The 21,403-nt window shown below is 49.9% G+C and carries 15 protein-coding genes; 2 read left to right on the top strand and 13 right to left on the bottom strand.

All coding sequences use genetic code 11. The features are described from left to right. Position 1: 1 nt before the first annotated feature. The 4 genes from ACF8FB_RS20775 to ACF8FB_RS20760 all read right to left on the bottom strand — a co-directional run bounded on the left by ACF8FB_RS20775 (position 2) and on the right by ACF8FB_RS20760 (position 5,279). Positions 2-778, bottom strand: coding sequence for an SDR family oxidoreductase (locus tag ACF8FB_RS20775; RefSeq protein ID WP_266024488.1), 777 nt, complete (start codon positions 776-778; stop codon positions 2-4). Further along, on the bottom strand, positions 775-2,091 hold the full coding sequence (locus ACF8FB_RS20770) for a capsule biosynthesis protein (protein WP_392511829.1): 1,317 nt from the start codon (positions 2,089-2,091) through the stop codon (positions 775-777). The genes ACF8FB_RS20775 and ACF8FB_RS20770 overlap by 4 nt, the downstream gene beginning before the upstream one ends. Then, entirely contained in the window at positions 2,031-4,052 is a 2,022-nt protein-coding gene (locus ACF8FB_RS20765; RefSeq protein WP_392511827.1) for a capsular polysaccharide biosynthesis protein, read from the bottom strand. Before ACF8FB_RS20765 ends, ACF8FB_RS20770 begins: the two co-directional genes overlap by 61 nt. A 186-nt stretch (positions 4,053-4,238) precedes the next feature. Next, positions 4,239-5,279 carry a phosphotransferase family protein gene (locus tag ACF8FB_RS20760; RefSeq protein WP_392511825.1) on the bottom strand — a complete coding sequence of 347 codons (1,041 nt, stop codon included), beginning with the start codon at positions 5,277-5,279 and terminating at the stop codon, positions 4,239-4,241. Between the two features lie 296 nt (positions 5,280-5,575). Here ACF8FB_RS20760 and ACF8FB_RS20755 point away from each other — a divergent pair, with 296 nt between their 5' ends. After that, positions 5,576-6,508: an SIS domain-containing protein gene (locus ACF8FB_RS20755; protein WP_104962336.1), complete on the top strand. Its 933-nt coding sequence runs from the start codon at positions 5,576-5,578 to the stop codon at positions 6,506-6,508. A gap of 342 nt (positions 6,509-6,850) precedes the next feature. Here ACF8FB_RS20755 and galU read toward each other — a convergent pair whose 3' ends face one another. Continuing rightward, positions 6,851-7,690 carry a UTP--glucose-1-phosphate uridylyltransferase GalU gene (galU, locus tag ACF8FB_RS20750; protein WP_104962335.1) on the bottom strand — a complete coding sequence of 280 codons (840 nt, stop codon included), beginning with the start codon at positions 7,688-7,690 and terminating at the stop codon, positions 6,851-6,853. Between the two features lie 184 nt (positions 7,691-7,874). Here galU and ACF8FB_RS20745 point away from each other — a divergent pair, with 184 nt between their 5' ends. Further along, on the top strand, positions 7,875-9,284 hold the full coding sequence (locus tag ACF8FB_RS20745) for a glycosyltransferase family 2 protein (RefSeq protein ID WP_392511822.1): 1,410 nt from the start codon (positions 7,875-7,877) through the stop codon (positions 9,282-9,284). Positions 9,285-9,336: 52 nt separating this feature from the next. On the opposite strand, the gene ACF8FB_RS20740 is transcribed toward ACF8FB_RS20745, so the two are convergent. The 8 genes from ACF8FB_RS20740 to ACF8FB_RS20705 all read right to left on the bottom strand — a co-directional run bounded on the left by ACF8FB_RS20740 (position 9,337) and on the right by ACF8FB_RS20705 (position 21,029). Next, positions 9,337-10,851, bottom strand: a complete 1,515-nt coding sequence (locus ACF8FB_RS20740) for a stealth conserved region 3 domain-containing protein (RefSeq protein ID WP_392511820.1) — start codon at positions 10,849-10,851, stop codon at positions 9,337-9,339. Next, positions 10,844-11,854: a galactosyltransferase-related protein gene (locus tag ACF8FB_RS20735; RefSeq protein WP_392511818.1), complete on the bottom strand. Its 1,011-nt coding sequence runs from the start codon at positions 11,852-11,854 to the stop codon at positions 10,844-10,846. The genes ACF8FB_RS20740 and ACF8FB_RS20735 overlap by 8 nt, the downstream gene beginning before the upstream one ends. A gap of 92 nt (positions 11,855-11,946) precedes the next feature. Next, entirely contained in the window at positions 11,947-15,723 is a 3,777-nt protein-coding gene (locus ACF8FB_RS20730) for a CDP-glycerol glycerophosphotransferase family protein (protein ID WP_392511816.1), read from the bottom strand. Between the two features lie 22 nt (positions 15,724-15,745). Beyond that, a complete protein-coding gene (locus ACF8FB_RS20725) occupies positions 15,746-16,837 on the bottom strand; it encodes a polysaccharide biosynthesis/export family protein (protein ID WP_392511814.1) in 1,092 nt (363 codons plus the stop codon). Continuing rightward, complete coding sequence (locus ACF8FB_RS20720; protein ID WP_392511812.1) at positions 16,830-17,936, bottom strand: ABC transporter permease; 1,107 nt, start codon at positions 17,934-17,936, stop codon at positions 16,830-16,832. The genes ACF8FB_RS20725 and ACF8FB_RS20720 overlap by 8 nt, the downstream gene beginning before the upstream one ends. A gap of 51 nt (positions 17,937-17,987) precedes the next feature. Then, on the bottom strand, positions 17,988-18,566 hold the full coding sequence (locus ACF8FB_RS20715) for an ABC transporter ATP-binding protein (protein ID WP_392511810.1): 579 nt from the start codon (positions 18,564-18,566) through the stop codon (positions 17,988-17,990). Positions 18,567-18,654: 88 nt separating this feature from the next. Then, positions 18,655-19,446 carry an ABC transporter permease gene (locus tag ACF8FB_RS20710; RefSeq protein ID WP_392511808.1) on the bottom strand — a complete coding sequence of 264 codons (792 nt, stop codon included), beginning with the start codon at positions 19,444-19,446 and terminating at the stop codon, positions 18,655-18,657. 473 nt (positions 19,447-19,919) lie between these two features. Next, positions 19,920-21,029, bottom strand: coding sequence for an acyltransferase (locus ACF8FB_RS20705; RefSeq protein WP_392511807.1), 1,110 nt, complete (start codon positions 21,027-21,029; stop codon positions 19,920-19,922). Between the last annotated feature and the right edge of the window lie 374 nt (positions 21,030-21,403).

Raw genomic sequence — 21,403 nt, 5'->3', positions numbered from 1 at the left:
ATCAATCACTGTACTTCAACCCACGCAGGATCATCGAAGAAAGCCACTGCGGGATAAGCCCCAGCAGCCAGGTGCCCAGGTTGAGCGGGAACGGAAAGCTGATACGCGCCTGGTTCGCCGCCAGCCCGCGCTTGATACGCCTGGCCGCTTTGTCGGCGGTCCACAGAAAAGGTTTAGGCCCGGGCATTTCGAAGCACATCTTCGACTCCACATACCCCGGCACAATCACATTCACTTTCACCCCTTCCGGCGCCAGCCAGTCACGGATGGCCTCGCCGTACACACGGATAGCGGCCTTGCTGGCGCTGTAGGTCGGCGTGACCGGCAAGCCACGCCAGCCCGCCAGCGAGCTGAACAGGGCGATCTGCCCGTCGCCTCGGCTGCGCATGGCGGGCAGGGCGGCTTCGACGGTGGCCAGGGCGGCCATCACGTTCACTTCCATCAGGGCGCGGCTGTCCTCCCAGTCTTCCGCTTCGCCATTGGCGCCCACGGCGGTGTTAAGCCCTGCGCCCACCAGCACCAGGTCGGGCTGATGCTGCTCGCTCACCCTGCGCACCATGGCCCGCAGGGCGTCCAGGTCGCGCACGTCGAGGGCTTCCAGCAGCACCTGGGCACCCAGGGCGCGGCATTGTTCGGCCATTTCGGCCAGGCGGTCCTGGCGCCGGCCTTGCAGGATCAGCGTCACCCCCGGGGCGGCGTAGGCAGGCGCCAGCGCGCCACCGATACCGCCTGTGGCGCCGGTGATGAGGATGCAGCGGGGTGAGGCATGCGAACTCATAGGTATTTTTCGATTCTTGAGGTTTTCGCCATCAGCACTTCCAGGCAGTTGGCCACGGCCATGTCCATGCCGCAGGCGGTGTAGAAGCCGCCGTTGACCTGGGTGGTGTGGATGACCGTGTTGCGGAAGCGATGGAAGAGCTTGATGTCCGGCATGTCCGGTGTGTGCCAGAAATCAGCCAGGCTGCCTTGGTGGGTAAGGCCGGGCATGGCGTAGATAGGGTCGGCCAGGGTGATGGTCGGGCGCCCGTGCAGCAGCGCCGAAGCCCCGGCGGTGCTGTTGACGGTAATCATGCCATTGATGTGCGAGAGCAAGGTTGGCATATGCCCGCTTTCCATGAACTCGACCCGGTCGGCTACGTCGTATTCGCGGGCCAGCGCCTCGGTGACGCGCCGGTAGTTGACCAGGCCAGGCGTCAGCGGATGGTTCTTGACCAGCAGGCGGGCATTGAACGGGGCGTGCAGCGAGAACGAGTCGATCACGTGCTCGATGACCTGGGTCATGTTGTCGAACGGCGAGTGGTCGCGGATCTGCGCGTCGCTGTCCAACTGCAGCGGCAGCAGGAAGGTGGGCTGGCGCTCACGGGCGACATCGGCGACCAGAGCGTCATCGCGGCTGCGGGCGCGGAGCAGCCGCAGGCCTTGGCGAATGAAGCCTGCGTATTCCACTGCGGCGTTGAAAGGGGCATGGGTTCGGTAGTTCGGGTAGAAAAGGGCGTTAAGGGCGCCCCCGGTGTGATACATCACATCATGTGCTGCGCGCGCGGTGAACGACAGTTTGAACGAGTTGCCGTTTTGGTAGCGCGGGATGTATTTGCCCACTTCGCGGTACCACTCCGGGTCCCGTGGCAAGCGCGAGTTGTTGTTGACGCCGTCGCGCTCCAGAGTGATCCAGTAAGGGCGGAAGTAGCCTTCCTCGAAGACGTGCACGCGAATGCCTTGCAGGCGGGCAAGCCTTATCGCCGTGCGGTGTACCGGGCGGCAGTCGCCGAACAGGACAAGGTCGGTGATGTTCAGCTCACCAAAAGTCTTCGCATAGTAGGCCTCTAAATCAGCTGTTTGCTGGCCACAGCGCTGCCGTGAACCGGAACCATAGAGCACGTCACCTACGTTGAAGCTTATGCTGTGCACCCGCTGGTCAATCGAACGAAGGCCTTTGGCCAAACGATTGAAAAAGGGTGAGCTCACGCCTTGTAGAAACAGAAAGCTATTACGCGGAATCCCCAGCAGCGGACGACGCGTCGGCTCGAGAATCAGGCTGCCGGGCGCTTCCTGCCCAGCAAACTGCTCAACCGTCGTTTCAAATCCTGCCATCTGGAAGTTGCTCCGGGCTGCGGTAATGCATGCCAGTGTTGTAGTTCGTAAAGGGTCTGTTCTGCAGTGGTGAAACGATTGGTGATTCGGCTGACGTAGGTGGGATAAAGCAGGAGCGTCGCCGCCACCAGTTCATCCAGCGTTAACGTTCGACAGCGTCGACTTCGCACTTGAGCATCCAGCTCGTTGTCCATCGTCAGTCCCCAGCCGGCATAGAATGGCTGGCCATAGGTGGTAACCGGCACTCCACGAAGCAGTGCCTCGAAGCCCGACTGCGAAGTGAGCACATGCACCTCATCGACCACCGCCAACAGTTGATGCAGGGGAGTGTCGCCGATGACTTCGTCGCACCAGTGCACCGTTTGCGCTTCGTCGCTGCCGCTTGCACGTGTACCTGCCAGTACTTCTGGATGCGGCTTGTACAGCACCCAGGCCTGTGGATTACGTTCGCGTACTGCACGCAGCAACTGCAGGTTGCTGAGAATGCTTGTGCCACCGAAGCGAATCGAGGCATCACCCTCGACTTGCCCGGTGACGAGAATTACCTTGTGCGCATCTGTTGGCCGTTGCCAGGACTTGCCCGGCAGGTTGTATTTGGTCAGCCCCGCGTTGCAGATCGCCAGGCGCAGCTCTTGTGCGCGCATCAATAACTGGGTGTCAAACGTATTGTTGGCGAGCATTTGTTCCAAGCGCGACGGGCGTGTGGCGTCGTAATAAATGCCAATATCATCGATCACCCACGACAGTGGCCGAGCTTTACCAGCGCCTAGGCCGACAGAGCGCAAAAAACCGTCTTCAACGCGGTGGATCTTTTGGGGGTGGCCGAGCAGCTCAAAATCGAGTTTGCAGCCCCAAGTAATGACGGGCATCGACGCAGACACACGCTTCTTGGGTTTGACGAAGCGTATCGCACTGCCGTTGAAGAACAGTTTGGCTAATGGCTCTTTCCAGCGGCTGAAACCGCATACTTGCATCGATGCTGGCATCAAGCTGCGATGGTAGCGTTGCAGGCCTAGCCATTTGATCAAAGATTCCGGGGTACTCGGCTCGCCCCGTTCAGGACAGATGTAGCGTGGGTAGCGCACCAAGCTCGCGTGGATCAGTTGGGCAAGACTAATCGGCGAGCGGCGAGAAGGGGCGGGCAGACGATCATCAGTCAGCCCCCATCCGGCATAAAATGGCATGCCCCAGGTATGTACCTGTACCCCCCACAGCAATGCGTCGAAGCCTAGCTGCGAAGTCATTACGTATACCGCGCGCATGCGCGGCAAAAGCTCAGCAGGATGAACGTTCTGAGTTAGAACCATCACCCGCGGGAGCTTTGCTACTGCAGCCAGATCGAAGTGCCCCGACTTACGCCCTGCAACCACGTCAGGGTGGACCTTGAGGAGAATGGTGCTAGCTGGGTAACGAGCCAAAGCTTCATTGAGCATCGCCACGAAATCGTCAGCTGTCGCGCCTTGCAACGATGCGTCGCCGGACGTTTGGTCTGCCACGAGTACGCAGTTCGCTGGAAGGGCGGGCACTTCAATACGCGAATCGTTGTATTTCGACACCCGCTGCTCTTGCCAGAGCGCTTTGAGCGCCATCGCTCGTGCTTGCTGCTCGTGAGTGAGGGGCTCAGCGATCAACTGCTCCAGCCGAGAAGGTTGGCGGGCGTCGTAGTAGACACCGACATCATCGACAATCAGAGACAGTGGCGGCTCATCGGCACCTAGGCCTACAGAACGCAGGAACCCATCTTCGATTGTCAGCACCGGCTTTCCGGCTTTGTGCGCAGCGGCCATGGCCAAGTGCGCGCTTGGTTTGCGGCCCCATGCCATTACCCAATCCGCTTCCGAAACGTCAGCCACGACGCCGTTCTGCAGCTCGAAATCGGGCAGCAGCGCAGGCAAAGTTCTGATCTGCTGAGCTCCTTTGGACAGGATCAACAGGCGTTGGCGAGGCAAAACGTCATCCATAAACGTGTAGCGGGGTTCCGTTACCAAGGTCGCAATGGGCAGAAGGCCAAGTATCCAGTGGACGATTTGAAGCGGCGAATCTTAATACAGATTCAGGATTGTTGGATGGTTTTATTGCGTTTTTTTCCCGGTGAAACGCAATGGATCCGGGTAGATCTCAGAGGATGACATCAAAGTGACATCTATTCACAGCAGGCTGAGGAGGTACTTGTACTTCTCCAGCAGCAGAGGCATGCGATCTCGCTCACGGTACTCTTGGATGGTTTCGGGGCGCAGGCAGTGGTAAAGCGCTGTCAAAAGGAACACATACTGCTGGTTCCGAGCAGCTTCATCAGGATTGAATTTCTCTGGTAGCGCGCTGCGGTAAGCTTCGCTGAACTCCTTCTGCGCTGACAGGAAAAGCGCCATTTCCTTTCGTCGGAACAGGCTTCCCAAATAGGCGCCGCCGTCGAAGCCAATGCGCCCTATCTTGACCTCGCTCCAGTCAATCAGATGCAACTGTCCATTGGTGACGAAGAGGTTTTTGCGTAGGTAGTCCATGTGGCAGATGCAATGTGGACTGCGCTGCGCCGCAACGGCCAGCTTACGTATTAATGGCTTGAACTTATCGAAACGCTCGGCCAATCCAGCAAATAGCGCATCCTCACGCCCAAGTGCAACTAGCCCAGGCAAACATCGCAAAAAATTGAATCGAGGCCTTAAGAGGAACCATGGCCGGAAGAAATCCATGCTCCATAGCAATGGTGCCTTGCTCAGCGATTGATCCCTTATCCAGCTATGGCTAAGGTCTTCCAGTTCAGTAATGCCCAGTGCCAGTTGACGCGCTATCGCGTGCATACGCGGTGGCTTGCCGCGTACAAACTCGGTGAAAATCAAACTCTCCCAGGGCGTTTCGATTACCCCCAGGCATAACGGGTATCTAAAATGTGTGCTACCTGTCAGCATTCCCTCCGCGCGATGCAGTCGCGCCTCCTGACTGCCAAGGAACGCAATCTTACGAATCGATTTTTCTACTAACTCGACGGGTTGCCCGGTACATGGGTCAATCAGGCGGTGGTGGCGCACGTAGTTAACAAACGAGGCATTCGAGGCCAAGTCCTGGCTACTGATGTCCAGCGCCAGCCCCCTCCACTGGGGCATCAGTGCGTGCAAGTGGTTTGCCAGGGGGGCATGGTGCCAGCGGTAGAGCGTCTTGCCCAGTGCAGGCGGGTGAGAAGGGGTATTCATGACATCCAATCAGCAGCAGCCCTTCGTCAATCTATAGCTCTAAAGACGACCATGCTGCGTCATGTAGGGCCAAGACACAACGAAAAATTACAACAAGATGTTGATTTTCAAGGCGCATACGGAGGCACGCAGGGTGGTATCCCTTGGGTTGGGTGGGCGGCGACGATCCTTCCGCGCTTCATTTTTAACGGCTCAGGGGCGAGGTTTGATCCAGCTTCTGCCCTTGGCGCTTTGCTTAACATGCCAAAAACCTTACCATTCGGTACGCCGTACTATCTGCAATCTCAGAGACGAAAATGAACCACCTCAGCATCGCTAAAGAAGCTCTCATTGCACAGGCGCAGGCCGTAACCCAATTGGCAGACCGCTTGGATGGGGAATTCCAAAGCGCCGTTGAACTCATTCTCGGTTGCCAAGGCCGTACCGTAGTCTGCGGAATGGGCAAATCTGGCCTGATAGGACAAAAGATGGTTGCCACCTTCGCCTCCACGGGTACGCCAAGCTTTTTCCTGCACCCTGCCGAGGCTTTCCATGGCGATCTGGGAATGCTTAAGCCGATCGATGTCCTGATTCTCATCAGCTACAGCGGCGAAACGGAAGAGTTGATTAAGCTGATCCCGAGCCTGAAGTCGTTTGGGAACAAAATCATCGCCATGACGGGAAATGGCAAATCGACATTGGCAAAGCACGCCGACATTTGGTTGGATATTTCGGTGGAGCGCGAGGTTTGTCCGAATAATCTGGCACCGACAACATCGACTTTAGCGACTATGGCCATGGGAGACGCCTTGGCTGTCGCATTGATTGAAGCGATCCGCTTCAAGCCAATGGATTTTGCTCGTTATCACCCCGGTGGCAGCTTGGGTAGAAAGCTATTGACCCGCGTCTGCGATGTTATGCATTCACCAGCGCCGGTCGTAACACCAACTACAAGTTTCCATGACTGTCTGCTCGTCATGACTCAAAGCCGATTGGGCCTTACCATTGTGATGGATGGCGATAAGCTGGTCGGCATCGTCACTGATGGGGATCTCCGTCGTGCATTGCTGGCGGATGAAAGAACTATTCACTCCGTCGTGAGTGAGTTTATGACAGGCAACCCTCATACGATACAACAAGATGCGCAGCTTTCGGTGGCTGAATCTTACATGCTTGACAATAAAATTAGGGCTCTGGCGGTTACAAACGAAAGTGGTGTGCTTGTTGGTGTAGTAGAGATCTTTGATTGATCTGGTGTTGATGGTTTGAGCGCGCATAGCCATCAAGTAGAAGGTCTTGTTATTTTTACCAGAAAATTATTACAGTTTTTGGATGGAAGAAAAAGCTCTTAGTAAGGATATGCTGACGAACGGCTAGAGATTTTAATAAAAATGAAATATTGGCGCGGTTATATATGGCCTAGATTGCTTTTTCAGCAATGCAGGACTAACGATAATGACCTTGCTAATAATACTGGGTATTTTGTTCGTTGCGTTGACCTTCTCTGGTTTTGGTTGGTACTTTCATCTATGTAAAGGTATGCACTATGAGTAGTGCTTTGTCTAAAAAAGCCACCTAAAGGTGGCTTTTTCTTACGACGCTTTACCTGCTTTGTAAAAATTTGCAAAACAGAAATTTGTCGCGTCGATGTAGCCTTCGGCGCCACCGCAGTCGAAACGCTTGCCCTTGAATTTGTAGGCGATCACGCAGCCTTTCTGCGCCTGTTGCATAAGCGCGTCGGTGATCTGGATTTCACCGCCTTTGCCCGGCTGGGTATTGGCGATGATGTCGAAGATATCCGGGGTCAAGATGTAGCGGCCAATGATCGCCAGGTTCGACGGGGCGTCTTCAGGCTTTGGCTTCTCGACCATATTGGTGACGCGGAAAATGTCGTCACGGATCATGTCGCCAGCGATTACGCCGTATTTGTTGGTTTCCTGCGGGTCGACTTCTTGGATGGCGACAATCGAGCAGCGGAATTGCTTGTAAAGCTTAACCATCTGAGTCAGTACGCCGTCACCTTCCGGGTTGACGCACAGGTCATCTGCCAATACCACGGCGAATGGCTCTTCACCGATCAGCGGGCGGCCGGTGAGGATAGCGTGGCCGAGGCCTTTCATCTCGGTCTGGCGGGTGTAGGAGAACGAGCACTCGTCTAGCAAACGACGGATACCGACCAGGTATTTTTCCTTGTCGGTGCCCTTGATCTGGTTCTCCAGCTCGTAGCTGATGTCGAAGTGGTCTTCCAGGGCGCGCTTGCCGCGACCGGTGACGATTGAGATCTCATTCAGGCCGGCATCCAATGCCTCTTCGACGCCATACTGGATCAATGGCTTGTTGACCACCGGCAGCATTTCCTTAGGCATGGCTTTGGTTGCAGGCAGGAAGCGAGTGCCGTAGCCAGCTGCAGGGAACAAACATTTGCGAATCATGAAAATCCTTATCAAAATGAAAGCGTGGAAGCATGGAAAATAATACACAAATGTACTTTGATGGGCAACTGAGAATTGCTATTCTGTAGCTCGCTGGAAGTTGTGAGCGTCGATCTGATTTTTTCCTGTGCGGGATTCAGGGCGTTTAATTTATTAAGCTGTATATATATGATTGAGAGGGATGATGTCGGACTTGAAATATAGGGTGGCGGTTTGTGCGATTTGCCGAAATGAACGCAACTATATTGAGGAGTGGGTGGCTTTCTATAAGTCACTTGGGTTTGAGGGGGTCTTCATATATGACAATGTCAGCGATGATGGTACTTCAGAGCTCTTGGCGTCATTGCATGCAGTAAAAGAATTAACTCGAGTTCACTGGCCGCGTAAAGAAGGTATTCCGCCCCAGCGTGATGCATATGGACACTTTTTAGAGTGTTATGCACAAGATTACGATTATGTGTTGATATGCGATCTTGATGAGTTTTTGGTTATTGACGATGGCAGTGTGCAGTCTCTAATTGCCGAGGCAGAGCATGTAAGCCCTAATGTAGGGGCTATTGCTTTCCCATGGCTAATATTTGGGTCCGGTGGTCAGCTCACGGAAACCAATGAATTGGTAATAGAGCGCTTCACAAAATGTGATGCAAAAGTGGCTAGGACGGTGAAAACACTGTTCGCGAGTAAGAATACTTACAATATGCGGACTCATATATGTGACCTGCTAGGTGGTATTTACCTTGATAATGCATTGAGAACGGCTGAGTGGGATCAGCGGATGCCTATCAAGTTAAAGTCACCAGTAGCCGGCAAAGCCAGGATTCATCATTACTACACAAAATCCAAGGAGGAGTGGCTGAGGCGTAGGGCGCAACCTAAAGCAGATAGGGCGAAATTGGAGTTGAAAAATATTGAAGAGTATGAAAAGTACAGCTCTCTCCATACTGAAAATCTCCAAGGTTGTGCATTGTCTGCGCAAGTCAGGCCAATCATACAAGAGTTACGCTCAAAGGTTGCTGGTTTGCAAGAAAGTGTGCGGAATGCTGAGGTGGAATTAGTCTCGGTAAGTAGTGAATGGCTATTTGGTTTGATAAAAAATATTTCAAGTTCAACGCCAGTCGCTCTTAGGCTTTCCGGTGAGACTGGAGATGAGGTCTCGATTAACTCGAAAAGAATCTCAAAGGATGTTCATATTTTCACATATAAGAATAAGTGGAGAAAGACTTACTCGAAAAGTTTCAGTTTGTCACTGGTAGGCTCTGATAGAACGCAGAGCTTCACTGAGAGCGACTACCCTGAAGCTATGAATAGCTTAGCTTTGTTAGCTAAATTTATGCCAAGCGCAGAAGAGCACATTTTCTCAATAGCCTTGCTGGCATTGAGCCAAAGAACTAGTCGCCAGGTTTTTGAGTTCTGCAATAAGATTGAATTTCCTCGAAATAGGAAATTTAAGCGGTTTTTTGCATTGCTTTCGGTATACGAAGTTAGTGCTGACAAGGATGCTTTTAGAAGAGAGCTCGAGAAAGAGGATGATGACTTCAAGAAAATGATATTTGATAGAAAAAAATCTCCGTATATATCTGGTTTGTTGTGCTAGTCATAATATGCGACCAGTTTCGGCTGGTCGCATGAAAGACAGGAATAATTACTTAAATTATTGTGCGCTCCCAAGGTGCGCGATGACTCAATCTTAGCTCAAAGAACTTTTTTGTCATTTCTTTGTAATTGGTGTCGTCAGCGCTTCCGTTACCGTCGTTGAAGCAAAGGAATTTATACTTAAACGCATCCTTGGATATGATGGCGCTAATATTGTTAGGTCGGACAATTAGTCCGGATGCGTCGGATTTGACTGCTTGCCCTGTTAGCTGCGCATAGTGATGATAGAAAAACGATGTAATGTTTACATCTTGTTCGCTTCTCAGTTTGGAAAGTCGAGTCTTGGTGAATGCGCTTGGGTACTTTGATTCGATTTCAGCCATAACTGATTTTTTCAGGCAGTAGGGCACATGTCGATGCAGGGTTCTCGCATTGTAATGTGGGAAGTCTTTAGCCAAAAGTGCTCTAACATTATTTGCTGCAATAAGATAGTCCGGTGCTTTTGCTGTAGGTATTCCGCTTACCATGCCATAGGGCTCAAAGTAAGTGACGGATCGGCCTGTCTCATCAAAAAAGTCTACAGGGAGGCAGGGTTGTGAAAGTATGAAGTCATCATTGAGATAGATGAATTTTTCTGTCAAGCCTGGAATTCTGTGTAGGCAAGCTTCTATCGCATGCGAGTTGAATGTCGGTAGAGCACTTTTGTCTGGGAAAATCGCTTCGTGCGTAACCCAGTTTATTCTTGAGTCATCTACTAGCCAAGCGGGTTTGCTACAATTAGAGACAATATGAATACGATTCAGCCATGGGGCGTACTTGTTGAGTGAGCGCAGAGAGTACCGTAGCTCATCATTGCTTGTGTAGCGGTCGGGGTCGAACGGCTGCTCTGGGAATGACTCTTTCCAAAGAGACTGCCACGTAGTATCTGCATGATTTACCCAAGTGTAAACCGCATCAATCTTCTCACATTCAGCATCTGCAGCTTTATTAAAAATTCTGTCAAAGTCTTGAACGGCAAACCGCCTGACCCAAGCACGATTAGAGCGAACGGTAGCGTCGCCGTCCGGGCCAATGTCATATGGGTAAAAATGCAGAACGCACAATTGTCCTTGAGGGCTTGAAATCTCGACCACAAAGTTTGGTCGTGAACTAAGCGCTTTGGAGGTTGATGCTGTGTCGAGTTTTTGAGCTGCCGGGGATACAATGTTAACACCTCCACCTAGCGTGTAAATTGTAATGTCCGTAGGCGCGGCAGCCTTAAGGTCAGCCAGAAATGAAATAAGTCCAGTTATGTAGCCGCTCCAAATTACAATACTATTCGGGTCTCTACCATCCTCAGCACCTTGACCAGTGTTTAAGTGCTTACGGATATAAGCTGGTAAACCAGTGCGGTTAACCTCCATCAGGTCAATGGTTTTGGCGGTAGTCAGTGAGGTCTGAGCGGTCTTCTGAAGCGCGGCCGGTGGGGCACCTTTGAATACACGCTTACGAAACATGTCATAGAAGAAGAGGTTAGGGTCACGAATTAGTTTTTTAAGTTTTTTGTAGCGTACGGGTTTATTAGTCATTGATTAAAAACCTTAAGCGGCGTTTAAATGTATCGTACCTGTCTACATGTCCTGGTTTATTTTCGAACAATGCAGAAAAATGTGAAATTGGTTGGCCGTTATTTGAGCATAACTTGATAAAGTCTTCAATAAGTGTGGCGGATTCTTCTCCGCTGGAAGATAGTACTTGATGCTTGCTTTTGAAGATCTCGAAGTTGCTTGCTCGGCTATCGTGATATTTAGAAACTTTGGGTTTTGTGTGATGTAGGTGATATGCAAAATCTTTATTTAATAAAGCGGGCAAGCATAACCTGCCCAGCTCTCGCCGAAACCCAGAGGCGAATAACGGAGAGCGAGATGTTTGATTAGAAAAAAATGAAGGCGTTGGCGATATCAGTTCGTGGTGGCGCGCCAAGCGAATCATAAAGTCGAAATCTTCATAACCGTGACCTTCAAATTTTTGATCGAAGCCGCCAACTTGTAGAAAGTCTCCAGAATGCATAAAGGTAATGGATGAGGGGCTAGCGATATGCAAGAAATCTTTACGGGAAAAGTTGAAAAATCTTTTTGTTAGTTCGGCAGGGTTTATTTTTTTCTTTCTAAGGTCTTTCGTTCCTTTTGCTGTAAGATATACGCACGGAATGAAGAACAAAGGTGATTTCTCGCTGGCGAGAAGCGCGAGGTATTTAGTGAATAGCTCAAGATCGGGCCATATATCAACGTCCAATATAAGTAAGAACTTAGTTTGAACGCGTTCAAAGGCGATATTTCTAAGTAAAGAGGTGTTGATGGCGTGGTTGTCTGTTTTCTTGCTTGCTACATATGTTTTTGAGAAGGAGCTAAGGGTATTATAGGCGAATCTGTCAATCAGTGTTCCACGATCAGCATGGCCAAATACTATTTTGCAGCCGATCGAATTGATAGTTTTGCATAGATGGTAGGCCTTAGACAATATATCGAATGGCCTCTGGGAGAAATCCAGTGGTACTAAGATAGTCAAGTCATCAAACGGCGATTTATTCATACGCAAATGCATTGCTTTCCGAGGTGGCTGCGATAATAGGTTTTGCTAAATGAAACGGCGCGCGATTAAAAGGTCCGCGCGCCGCTCACAGCTTAAGACGCCACTTGGCCAATATGACCTTGTTTAATATCAGACGCTATTTTGGCACTCCTGCTGTCTTCACCATGCTTTTTGTTGTAGTCGGCAAGGGCTTTTTCAGCGGCTAATGTGTTTCCGGATTTATGCAGTGCATAGGCGAGGTCCAGCTTTGCGTCTCTGTTAGGTTTAAGGTCCTTCCTGGAAAGGAAGTAATTAAAGCTTTCGATAGCAGCATCCCAGTTGCTCAAGGCGAGATGAATCAGGGAGGTTTCTTGCAGCTTTAAACGCTCATTTGTAGACTCTAACCCGTTTATCAACGCTTCTTTGGCGAGCTCTGGATTACCAGCACGACGTCGCGCTCTAGCAAGCTTCAGCCAAGTGTCTGCGTGCAGCTGATTTGATTGGCTCGCAAGCGTCCAATACTTGTCTGCATCCGCCCATTTTGAATTCTGGAAAAATATTTCAGCAGCAGGTATGTTCAGAGCGCCAAAATCCTTTGTTTCTCGCATTTGTTTAAGTGTTAGCATGCACTCTTGATGCTGATTAGCATTGTATTGCGCTTCGAAGAGTTTGAGGCGATGATCTTCGGTAGGGGAGGTGTATAGTACTTGTTTCCAAAGATCAGCGGCGTTTGCCCAATCACTACTTTCTAGTGCGACTGTTGCGCGGCAGCGGATTATATCCGGGTGGGATTCGTTGTCCGCGAATGTAAGTTGCGCCAATGCTTTATCGGGTAGCCCCTGGGCTAAGTAGTGGTTTGCCGCAGTTGCGACAATCGTTGAGGGAATAGACTTTGGCTTGGCTACTGTTATTAGTTTTTCATAAATACTGACCGCATCGTTGATTGGGCGCATCTTAAAAATGGCCTGCAGGCTGAAGCTATTGAGTTCATCGTTATTGCCATGGATAGCTTGAGCATGCTCCAGAACCTCAAGGGAGCGCTTATGGTCCCCTGACTCCTGTAGTGACTTAATGAGTCCAGCGTATACGCTGACATCAGACTGCAATGGAGAGGCAATAGCTTGTTCAAAGCAATAAATAGCCAGATTCCAGTTTTTGGCAGTCATTGCAAAAGTGCCGGTTTCAACCAAGGCGAAAGTTTCATGGTCTTTCGGGACTACATTGAGCTCGAGCTTTTTGATCGCCTCAACTGTACGTCGGCAGTTGTTACCATCATGGAAGACGAAAGTCTTTTCGCATCGAGCGTAATAGAACTGTGACTCTTCGCTATCAGAGTTGAGCAGGTTCTCAATGTTACCTTCTACTTCGACTTGGCTTGAGCAAACTGGGCCGAACCCGTCACGACGATAGTCAAAGTAACCCGGTCGACTTGTATGCTTAGAAAGGAATTCTGATTCGTCAAACTGATAGTATATTACAGACTTGTTCATTGCTGCCATGTCGAAAGCAACAGATGAATAATCCGTTATCATAATTTTTGAGGCTTTAAACAAGGTCTGGATTGACTCCGATCCGTCATCCTTCCAAATCTCTATATATTCAGGGCACTCGAATTCATTGATGTAAGGTCTAATATTTACGTGTGGCGCGAAGATGACTTTTATCTTGTTTTTGGTGGCAAGTTTCTTCAGTGTTTGGCTATTCAGTAATCCCTTCCAGTGGTGGGCGTACTCTGTTTTAGAGAAGTCTGGATTAATCTCTCGGATATTACTATTACCAATCGGAGAGCCAACAATGTTGTTACGCCAAGTAGGCATAATCAGAATGGCTGAGCTCTGGGTGTGGTTTCCATCATAGAATACATCATGCCGGGGAAGTCCAGTGATAGCTACTTCCTTGCTGGAGAACAAGTATGGGCCTGTTCCAGAAATGGAGTTGAATTCATCTTGAGTTGAGGTGATAAAGCAGTCAATGTTTTTTGTGTTCAACCAGACTGATAGATCATTATGAATTACACCGTGTTGCAAGAATGTAAACTTATAATTTGTCAGGTCCCCAAAATGCTTTTTGGTGATGTCTGAGAAGATATAATTGTCCGCGTGGGACGAAATGAAGTGTGCGCAGTTAATCAGTGCGGCCTTGTGCTCAATGCTGTCAAATGCGACTAAGTTAAATTCCTCGCGAGCAAGACGTTCATAGTCTGAACTTTCTTCGTGGAGCACAAAGAATGCTTTAATTTCAGGGTGGTGCTTTGATATATACCGATATAGATGCTCTGCGTTATCGTCGGCATAATTATCTCTATCCATCAAAAGCCAGCATCCACCAAATTTACTTACCATGGTTGGTTCAGATGCTGCTTGACGAATCTCCAAGATGTCTTCGGGAAGATTGGATTCGTCAATAGGTTTTTTGTCAAATGCACGATAGATTAATTCGATCGGAACTTCGTCTTTGAACTGCTTGCCTTGCAAGGTGACTCGAGTGGGCTTGTTCTGGGCTGTAATCCGGAAGTTATCTCCGTCGCCCAACTGTAACCACAAAATTCGCTCGTAAAGAAACGGTTCGTCAAAGAAGCGATGAATCCGTGTTTTGCTATACGTTGGTACTAGGATTTTGTTATCAACAAATACTTGTTCGTCTATTTCTTTAGTAGGCGTGAAATATTTGACTTTCACCAGATTTTTTGTGGCGTCGTAGTTATCAATGTAACTGATATTGAAATTTGGTGTGTGCCCTTTGTACTTAGCCACTAGGCCAAGCTTTTGGAAGAACCACATGCCCGCAAGCTCAAAATTCATCAGCGTATCTTGTTCGATATGGCTGAAAATTTCCTGCATCAATGTCTTGTAGTGATCAAGCTGAGGTTTGGTTAAGCTGCGAATGTCGGAGTCAAATCGGATGACTTTATTTATGTGCCAGGCGATATCATACATGGCAACGCGCTGAATAAATTTCGGTACGCTTCCGAGTAGTGCGATACTTTTTTTGATCAGACCTAGAGAACCAAGGCGAAGTTGATGGTCATATCGACCAGGGTGCTGCCAGGCGGTATCAAGTGTAGATGTTCCATTATCACGCTTTCTGTAAATGTACTTTGCATCTGCACAGAAGCCAACCTTATCTTTGTAAGCTTCAAGCAAGTAGCTATTTACAAACAAGCTGTCTTCAAAGCCGGGCTTCACAAGAGGGTTAAATTGCAGGCCGCTCTGTATGAGTCTCGCGCGCTTGAAGAATACGGCATTGACATTCAGTGCAATGTTTCTACCGGGATTGGAAATGGGTAGTGTCACATTGCCGTTTGCGAAGCGGAATCTCAGGGGATGGCTGTCGCTCAGTTCTTTCTTGTTCTCATAATAGAATATGAAATTGGCACAAACAGCTTTAAGTTCAGTAGTGTTAGAGTTAATGAACTTATCGATGCATTCAAAATAGTCGTTGGAGAGTAAGTCGTCTGAATCGATGAAGGTTACCCATTCATTGGTGGCGTATTTTAGGCCATTGTTCCTTGCTGCACCTTGACCAGCATTCTGCTGATATAGATATCGAATGTTTTTGGGGTGGCGACGTACCCAAGACGCTGCGATGTTTGCAGTCTCATCTTGCGAGCCATCATCAACAATGATTAATTCAATGTGTTTTTCAAAGTCAATGGTTTGTTCTGTGACGCTGCTAAGAAACTCGTCAAGATAAGCTTCGACATTGTAAGCAGCTGTTACAATAGAGTATTTCCGAGTTGCACTTTTTTTAGGTGTAGGAACAACCACGTCTGCAACAATTATTTCGAGTTCGGGTGCTTGGACTGCGGCCGGTTTTTGGGAGGGTTTAGCCAGGCTGTTTTTCCGATTTTTCAATTTCTTTTTCCATAAAAAAGCCAAGACATTCTTCATGCCTTGGCGAAAATAAAGAAGCTTAGTAAGCGCTTACTGCACGCCCCATTACCATGGTCTGTACAATTGGCGAAATGATTTTTTGCCACTCGTAGACTGCCGCATTAGTTACATAAATTGTGTCATCTGGTTTTATCATGATCTGGCGCGCATAAAACAACGCTGCAGGATCGCGCATGTCCAGTCGAAGAACTGTTGGTTTTGCATTAGCGGTGCCTTCAGGCATGCGGAACACAAATACACCTTCTGGGTTGGCATTTGCTTCACGCAGACCACCTACGCTGCCCAAAGCATCAAGTAAGCTTGTATTCTGAGATGGCAAATCTTTCAGGCCGGGTTCGCCAACTGCACCCATGGCCACAAAACGTTGACGCGCGCGGTCCAGCACGACTTCTGAGTTCGGACGTAGAACCATGTTGTTGCCCGCCAGTACATCTTCATAGTTGAACTGCTGAACTTGGCTGCCCGTGCGAACGGTGACATTGACCAAGTGCGGTTCTAAAACTGGCCCGCCTGCTTGGTTGACAGCGTCCAACAATGTCAGCGGTCCTTGAAGTGTACTGAAACGACCGGGTGTCTTCACGGCGCCCGCGACCAGCACTGAACCTGACAAATCCCCTACCAGCTCAACGTGGGTCTGCACATCAGTTGTTACGCCTTTAAGCTGCTTGCGAATCATGTTCTCAACTTGGATGAGTGTCATGCCGGCTACATACTGACGACCAACGTAAGGCAGCGAAATTGTACCTTGATCATCGATTCGAGTCTTAAGTTGCGTGCCGCCAGTAGCCAACGGTGCGAACAGCGCCGAACCTTCCGGAGCGTTGTCGGTGATCAGCACATTGAGAATATCTCCGGGCATCAGCCGCGCGGTAGGTGCTACTGGCTTGGCGATACTGGATTGAGCAGGCCGCACGGTAGGGCGCATATATGGCGCAATGGTGTTGGCATTGATATCAACGAGGTTATACGACTCATTTTTGCTCTCGATATCACCCTTGTATGGGCCTGCGCCCGATAGGGTGCCGCCACATCCAGCCAGGCTTAGGGCTGCGAGAGTCAGTGCTGCCAATTTCACCTTGAAGTTGTGGGATGCAACAATGGATTTAATCACGATGATCCTCGATAGAAGCCAGGATGAAGCGGGTGATGCCGTACAGCATTAGCAGGCCGAGTAATATGGTTGCCAGGTTGTACAGTCGCTCTGGATATAGAGCCAATTGGGGGGTGTTGGGGCTGACGACAGTAACCAGAGTGCGTATTTTTTTACTGGCTTCGATGCGCGCGTTATCAAGAGCGGCCACGGCTGTCTTATAGCTCTCTTCGGCGATACCTGAATCCAGGGTAAGCTGCTGGAATCGAGAGGCAACAACGTTCAATTGCGAGCCATTGGGCGAAGACACGAGCAGGCGTTTTTCTTTGGCCAGTTGCTGCGTGATGGCGTTGACTTTCTGTATTTGCTGCTTGACCTGAGGTGCATCGGCGCGCAGCTTAAACTGCATTTCAGTGAGAGTTGCCTGTTCCTTGGTGTACTGTCCTTCAAGCTCGGCAATAATACTGGCACGGCTTTGGGCAGTGTTACCACCGTCAAGTACCTTGTTGATGTTCTGGAAATTTATCAGCTCAGTTTTGCGCTGAGCATAATTGAGGCGCGCAGTTTCCAGTTCACCTTTGGCGAATTTCATTTGCTCGCGGGCAATACTATGACTGACTTCGTTTACGAACTGCTCGCTTGCCTTGAGGATAGTGCGCAGCATTTGTTCGGAAAGCTCTGGTGTGAAGGCTTGCACTTCGACTCGCAGTAGACCTGTGGTTTCGTCATAATGTGCCGAGACCATCCGCTGGTAGTACTTAAGCAGGTCTTCGCGATCTGCATCCTTGTCGAGCCAGAAGAAAATGTCACTGCGTTGAGCAGAGTATTGCTGTACCCAGTGGAGTCGGTCTTCGAGCAGTAGCATCATGTCAGTTGACACAATGTATTCGCGCAGGTAAAGGGTCTCTTCTCGTGAGGCTGGATTATTACCTGTCAGCAGTGTGGCTAAGCCGGGGACTTGCGCACCCTGATTGCCGCCGTCTTGGCGAACCACTACCTGGGCAGAGCTAACGTAGCGGTCGATGGCGAACCCGCCGTAATAAATGGCCGCCAGGATCATTGGCAAGACCACCATGCCAATTCCTAGGCGCCAGCCCTTGAGTTTACCTGTACTGCTCATATGTGATGCATCCTTGGATTGGAACCGTGCTGCTATGTTGGAAAGGAAGGGTCATCCGTTATAGGCTTTTATGCCTTCAGAGACATCGTCATAGATTTGGATACCGCCATCACGTACCAGCAGAACGATGTCGCATAACTTTTCAATTTCCGGCATTGAGTGGGAGACTAAGACGACGTTTGACTTCCGCAATCTCTCCTTGAAAACTTCTGCGCATTTGCGCTTGAACTGCGCATCACCCACCGACATCACTTCATCGATCAGGTAGTAATCAAAGTCGAATGCCATGCTCAAGCCAAACGCTAGGCGCGAGCGCATGCCGGAGGAGTATGTCTTGATCGGTTCGTCTATCCAGTCGCCAATTTCTGCAAATTCTTGTACGTATCGAATTTTTTCGCGCATGGCGTCGCCGATTGCGCCGTAAATACGGCACACGAACTTCACGTTGTCACGGCCTGTCATGCTGCCTTGAAAGCCGCCTGTCAGGCCAACCGGCCAGGAGATGCTGCGATCAGTGACAATTGTGCCAGAGTCGGGCACATCCGCCCCGCCGAGCAGGCGCATGAGCGTCGACTTGCCCGCACCATTGCGTCCTATAAGTCCGATGTTTTTCCCTGGCGGTATGGCCATTGAGAGATTGCGGAAGACATACCGTCGGCCGTTGGGTGTCAGATACGACTTGGTTACGTTTCTAAGCTCGAACACGTTTGGCCTGTACTTAACCGTTTTTCGTGGAAATCAGGTGCATCCTGCGGGCGCGGTAGGCCCCCAGAGAAAGGAACAGCAAAATCAATGTGAAGCTGATGACATAGGTCTCGGACACGCCATCTACCGGGGTGTAATGAGGCAGCACCTCCGCGCGAATCAGTTCGAGGATGTGCAGGAACGGGTTCAGCAGTAACAGAGGCATCATTGCCTGGGGTAGGTAAGACGCAGGAACCAGCACACCAGAAATGAAATACAGTGGAAAAAATGCCATGCGAATAACGATTTTTATGCTAGGAAGGGCGTGAGTGATAAGCGCTAGAAGCATGCCCAATCCAAGCGCAAACATAAGGCCTAACAGCAAGTTGGCGACCCATTGCAATGGACTTTTAATCGACATATCGAAGCCTGCCCATGCGAACCCAAACAGCAGCATGGTGTAAACGGTGACGGCAATGCAGGTCTCGACAATAACGCGTGCGATATATGTATCGAGTGGTTTGATCTGCTTGTAGCCAAACAACGAACGGTTTTCGCGAAGACTGTCCATTAAACGTAGGGCGGTATTGCGATAGAGCAGGAATGGGGCTAGGCCAACCAAAATGAATACCGGGTATTCGACACCGGAAACGGTGCGGCCTCGAATCAGTGCGAACAGCAGAGAAAAAAGAAGGAGGTGAACCAGGGGCTCGAGTAGCATCCACAGCGCGCCTAGGCGTGTGTCGCCGACACGAGCACGTGCCTCGCGTAGGACGAGGGCAAAGATGACGGATTTCTGGATCTGCAGAGACGAACGAGGCTTCAAGATTGCGACCGCAAAACAATGCGGCGCGCCTAGGCACGCCGGAATTCATCTTCAGGAAAGTCCCGTCCTGCGGGCTATTTCGCGCGGATATTCCGGAACCTTCCCTGTTCGTAAGGGGCAGAAGGGTAAGCGTCAGGAGGTATGAGCGTCAAGAGAGGTACACCAATGACGAAGTAAAGTTCTGGTTTGCTGTCTATTTTTAAGACGAATGGCGTAATCTTCTTATCATTTCTAGATTTTTTTTGCAACTATCAATTCGTTATGTCCTTGGGTGCGAAGGATTCAAAGGGCGTGGAGCGCCTGGTCGAGCGCTCCGCTGTTTCGCTAGCCTCTATGTTGTTGCTGCATCGATCAGGGGCTTGGCATAGGGGCTACGCTATCTCGCATTGCTCGGTTCAGGCTTGGGCGTCCTGGGTGTTCGATCTGGCGCTAAGTGGGTTGAAATTTTATTCTAAGCAGTGGTATTGAGCATTCTAACCAGTGAATTTAAAAGTGTTTCCGTCAATATGGCTCCAGGATTGCTTTACTTCGTTATACAAAGACTTAGCGCTATCTGAAAGGCCTAGCATTTGTGCAGCCAAGTAGGCGTAGGCCGCGCACGGAAAGTTTCGGCGGTTTGTTATTTCAAATGATAGAATTAAGCAATCATAAATGTCTCGCAAGCTAACTGTATATCCATTTACAATGGCGGATGAGTTTCCTTTGATGAAGGCTGTTAATAGAAGGCTTTTGGCTAGGTAGTAAAATATGTAGTGATTGCTTATGTCCATTTCGCTCCAGTGGTCCCAAGCTGCCATGCCCATAGCTAAAACATCTTTATGTCTTGACTCGCGGGCGGCTAAGCTAAGCGTACTTTGGGAGAAATCATCTCCAAATTTAACCGGTCTACCTGCTACAAGAAATCTAGACCATGTGATTCCGCTCTTTATGACTTTTGCAGGGTTTCCGCCAATTACGACGTTGCTTGGATGCCGACCGCTTACAACTGCGCCGGCTCCTACAACGGTGTCATTCGAGATTTGCGCGCCCTTAAGAATTAACGCATTGGTAGCAAGCCAGACCCTGTCGCCAAGTAGGATATCTCGAGAGTAGTTGATGCGCTCTCCATTTTCCGCGAAAATTGAATGCATGTCTGATGAGAGTAGTTGAGGGTTGGCAAATAGGCAGTCTTTTCCAATAGTCACATTGCTATTTTCGGACGCATGAATTTTTATGTCGCCGTTGCAGATTAGCCCCTCGCCGATAATAACCTTGCACCCTGGCGCTACGATGATTCTTCCGCGAATCTCGCTCATGCCGCCAATTCTAAGTTCGGATCCTTCGCCAATTGTGATGTTTGCCTTGGTTAGTTTAACGTCCAGGCCAAGCTCTAGGATTGAACTGGGTTCCATTTCAATCCAAGATGATGCCATGTGAAGGTTTTTGTGGTTAACTGTCTTTGGAAGAGAGGCAGTTTCAGAATAGCGAGACCCCATTAAATAAACCCCAACTAAGTTTTGCGTTATATTGTTTGATGATTTTAGCTGAATGGCCTTTAGGTGAAAAAGCAGTTCATGACAGCTCTTGATCTTTTCCTGGAGCATTGGTCGATTCTGTTACTGCCGGGCCAAGATCCTGACCTCTTCACCTTTCAATCGCCCAGTAAGGTAAACGGCTTCCGCTCAACCAAAGCTCCAGCCCTTTACTTTCAATGCAATCCAGCATTTCTCGAAGGCGTCTCCAGTATTTTCAACTTTTACACGGTAAGACCCCGTTATCAAGAGGAAATGATCTGTGAGCGGCTCACGGGGCTTGGCGATCAGTTCCTTGCGCAGATGCACCATGGGGCAGCGAGGATTCAGCAAGGCTGGGAAAAGTCTGCGTGTAACTGATACGAGAAGCTGAGCCCGTCGTCCGATGAGGTGGAGGGGGCTCTGGGCATTCAAGCTGCTAGCGCCGCTAGTCGTCGTACCATTAT

The organism is Pseudomonas sp. yb_2, assembly GCF_043103905.1.
Classification (GTDB): Bacteria; Pseudomonadota; Gammaproteobacteria; order Pseudomonadales; family Pseudomonadaceae; genus Aquipseudomonas; species Aquipseudomonas alloputida.
The sequence above is the reverse complement of the archived record's forward strand: the minus strand, read 5'-3'. Positions and strand labels throughout refer to the sequence as shown.

Coding starts and splice junctions, on each gene's coding strand:
- ACF8FB_RS20755 (WP_104962336.1), top strand. CDS start 5,576: ATGAACCACCTCAGCATCGCTAAAGAAGCTCTCATTGCACAGGCGCAG.
- ACF8FB_RS20720 (WP_392511812.1), bottom strand. CDS start 17,936: ATGAGCAGTACAGGTAAACTCAAGGGCTGGCGCCTAGGAATTGGCATG.
- ACF8FB_RS20770 (WP_392511829.1), bottom strand. CDS start 2,091: ATGGCAGGATTTGAAACGACGGTTGAGCAGTTTGCTGGGCAGGAAGCG.
- ACF8FB_RS20735 (WP_392511818.1), bottom strand. CDS start 11,854: ATGAATAAATCGCCGTTTGATGACTTGACTATCTTAGTACCACTGGAT.
- ACF8FB_RS20760 (WP_392511825.1), bottom strand. CDS start 5,279: ATGAATACCCCTTCTCACCCGCCTGCACTGGGCAAGACGCTCTACCGC.
- ACF8FB_RS20765 (WP_392511827.1), bottom strand. CDS start 4,052: ATGGATGACGTTTTGCCTCGCCAACGCCTGTTGATCCTGTCCAAAGGA.
- ACF8FB_RS20730 (WP_392511816.1), bottom strand. CDS start 15,723: ATGAAGAATGTCTTGGCTTTTTTATGGAAAAAGAAATTGAAAAATCGG.
- ACF8FB_RS20715 (WP_392511810.1), bottom strand. CDS start 18,566: ATGGCCATACCGCCAGGGAAAAACATCGGACTTATAGGACGCAATGGT.
- ACF8FB_RS20740 (WP_392511820.1), bottom strand. CDS start 10,851: ATGACTAATAAACCCGTACGCTACAAAAAACTTAAAAAACTAATTCGT.
- galU (WP_104962335.1), bottom strand. CDS start 7,690: ATGATTCGCAAATGTTTGTTCCCTGCAGCTGGCTACGGCACTCGCTTC.
- ACF8FB_RS20745 (WP_392511822.1), top strand. CDS start 7,875: ATGTCGGACTTGAAATATAGGGTGGCGGTTTGTGCGATTTGCCGAAAT.
- ACF8FB_RS20705 (WP_392511807.1), bottom strand. CDS start 21,029: ATGCTCCAGGAAAAGATCAAGAGCTGTCATGAACTGCTTTTTCACCTA.
- ACF8FB_RS20775 (WP_266024488.1), bottom strand. CDS start 778: ATGAGTTCGCATGCCTCACCCCGCTGCATCCTCATCACCGGCGCCACA.